This window comes from Acidovorax sp. KPB24-07, from assembly GCF_057543315.1.
On record NZ_BAAJYS010000436.1, the window covers coordinates 1 to 2,632 of the forward strand.

The window sequence follows — 2,632 nt, forward strand, 5'->3', positions numbered from 1 at the left end:
TGCTGGCCGAGCTGCGCGCGGAGTCGCGCCAGCGCACGGACGCCCTGCGGGTGCGCCCCCAGGCGCGCACCATTCCCGCCCAGTTCATCGAGCTGTCGCTGCGTTCGCGGCACGCGATCGCGGTCGATGCGTCGCGCTCGCGGCTCTACCTGTTCGAGAACACGCCCAACGGGCTGGAACTCGTGGCCGACTACTACGCCTCGGTGGGCAAGCTCGGCATCGAAAAACTCATCGAGGGCGACCAGCGCACGCCGCTGGGCGTGTACTTCATCACGAGCCGCCTGGACCCGGCCACGCTCAAGGACTTCTACGGCGCCGGCGCCCTGCCCATCAACTACCCCAATCCGCTGGACCAGAGCCGCGGCAAGACGGGCAGCGGCATCTGGCTGCACGGCACGCCGCCTGACCAGTTCTCGCGCGCGCCGCTGGCCACCGACGGGTGCCTGGCCCTGGCCAACCCGGACCTGGAGCGCATCCTGCGCACGGTGGAGCCACGCTCCACGCCGGTGGTGATCGCACGGCAGCTGCAATGGGTGCCGCCCCACAGCGTGCAGGCCGACCGCAAGGCGTTCGATGCGGTGCTGGATGCCTGGCGCACCGCCAAGTCGCAGGGCGACCTGCAGCGCCTGATGGGGTTTTACGCCCCCACGTTCCAGAGCTACGGCAAGATGCCGCTGCAGGAGTTTTCCAAGCAGCTGGGCGCGGAAACGCGCGCGCTGCGCGGGCGGCCGATCCAGCTCAAGGACAAGACCCTGCTGCGCTGGACGGATGCCTCCGACACCATGGTGGTAACGTTCGGCGAGGTCATCGAAGGGGCCCGCACCGGCCCCGTCAAGCGCCAGTACTGGACCCGCAAGGGCAACCAATGGCAGATATTTTTCGAAGGAGTGATTGGATGATTTCCAGAAGAAATTCGACCCTGGCGCTGGCCAGCATGGCGCTGGCAGCTATCGTTTCCGTAGCACCCGCCCAGGCGCAGGACGCGGCGGTCCCCAAGGTGAAGCTCGCCACGTCGCTGGGCGACATCGTGGTCCAGCTCGACCCCGCCAAGGCCCCGAAGACGGTGGACAACTTCCTGTCCTATGTGAAGGACAAGCACTACGACGGCACCGTCTTTCACCGCGTGATCAACGGCTTCATGATCCAGGGCGGCGGCTTCACGCCAGACATGCAGCAAAAGCCCACCAAGGCACCGATCCCGCTGGAGGCCAACAACGGCCTCAAGAACGACAACTACACCATCGCCATGGCCCGCACCGGCAATCCGGACTCGGCCACCTCGCAGTTCTTCATCAACGTGAAGGACAACGCCATGCTCAACGCCACCGGTGAAGGCAACGGCTACGCCGTGTTCGGCAAGGTGGTTTCGGGCACCGACGTGGTGGACAAGATCAAGGCCGTGTCCACGGGCAACAAGGGCATGCACCAGAACGTGCCCACGACGCCCGTCGTCATCACCTCCGCCACCGTGGTCAAGTAAAGCCCACCGGCCCCTGTACACACCACGGCCCTTCCGGCCCCCAACGCTTTCCAAGGAATCCCATGAGCAACCCCAAAGTCGAACTGCACATCGCCGGCCACGGCGTCATCACCCTCGAACTCGATGCCGAAAAGGCGCCGAAGTCCACCGAGAACTTCCTGGCCTACGTGAAGAAGGGCCACTACGACAACACGATCTTCCACCGCGTGATCCCCGGCTTCATGGTGCAGGGCGGCGGGTTCGAGCCCGGCATGAACCAAAAGGGTACCGAAGCCCCGATCGAGAACGAGGCCAACAACGGCCTGAAGAACGCCAACTACACCGTGGCCATGGCCCGCACGAGCGATCCGCACTCGGCCACCGCCCAGTTCTTCATCAACGTGGCCGACAACGGCTTCCTGAACCACACCGCGCCGTCCGCCCAGGGCTGGGGCTATGCCGTGTTCGGCAAGGTGGTCAAGGGCACCGAAGTGGTCGATGCCATCAAGGGCGTGAAGACCGGCCGCAAGGGCTTCCATGACGACGTGCCCAAGGACGACGTGATCATCGAGAAGGCCGTCGCCCTGTAATCGCGGCGACCGCGGCGCACCCATCCCCGCCCGCCCCGTGACCACGACCGTGCCCCGGTTCGAGGAGCTTGCCGCTCCTTCGGACTGGCGCACGGTCGAATTCATTTCCGACCTGCACCTGCAGGCCAGCGAGCCCGCCACGTTCGAGGCCTGGCGACGCTATCTGCGGACCACCGACGCCAGCGCGGTGTTCATCCTGGGCGACCTGTTCGAAGTGTGGGTGGGCGACGACTGCATCGACGATGCCGAGGGGGCCTTCGAGGCCGAATGCGGCGCCCTGCTGCGCGAGGCGGCCCGCCAGCGGCCGGTGTTCTTCATGCACGGCAACCGCGACTTCCTGGTCGGGCCGCGCTTTCTGGCCCACTGCGGCCTGACGGGGCTGCACGACCCGACGGTGCTGCAGTTCGGCGGCGAACGCACCGTGCTCAGCCACGGCGACCTGCTCTGCCTGGACGACGTGGACTACCAGCGCTTTCGCGCCCAGGCCCGCAGCACGGAGTGGCAGCAGCGGTTCCTGTCCCAGCCGCTGGCCGTGCGGCGCGCGCAGGCCCGCGGCATCCGCGAGCAGAGCGAGGCGCGCAAG

The 2,632-nt window shown here is 66.8% G+C and carries 4 protein-coding genes; all 4 read left to right on the plus strand.

What is annotated here, in order from left to right; all coding sequences use genetic code 11:
• The coding region (locus AC27IQ_RS22180) for a L,D-transpeptidase family protein (protein WP_487090820.1) at window positions 1–899 on the plus strand (899 nt) is incomplete at its 5' end.
• The gene (locus AC27IQ_RS22185; RefSeq protein WP_487090821.1) at window positions 896–1,480 is read left to right on the plus strand and encodes a peptidylprolyl isomerase; all 585 of its coding nucleotides are present in this window, start codon (window positions 896–898) and stop codon (window positions 1,478–1,480) included. The genes AC27IQ_RS22180 and AC27IQ_RS22185, both read left to right, overlap by 4 nt.
• 62 nt (window positions 1,481–1,542) lie before the next feature.
• On the plus strand, window positions 1,543–2,049 hold the full coding sequence (locus tag AC27IQ_RS22190) for a peptidylprolyl isomerase (protein ID WP_487090822.1): 507 nt from the start codon (window positions 1,543–1,545) through the stop codon (window positions 2,047–2,049).
• 37 nt (window positions 2,050–2,086) lie between these two features.
• On the plus strand, window positions 2,087–2,632 hold a 546-nt coding region (locus AC27IQ_RS22195; protein ID WP_487090823.1), incomplete at its 3' end, for a UDP-2,3-diacylglucosamine diphosphatase.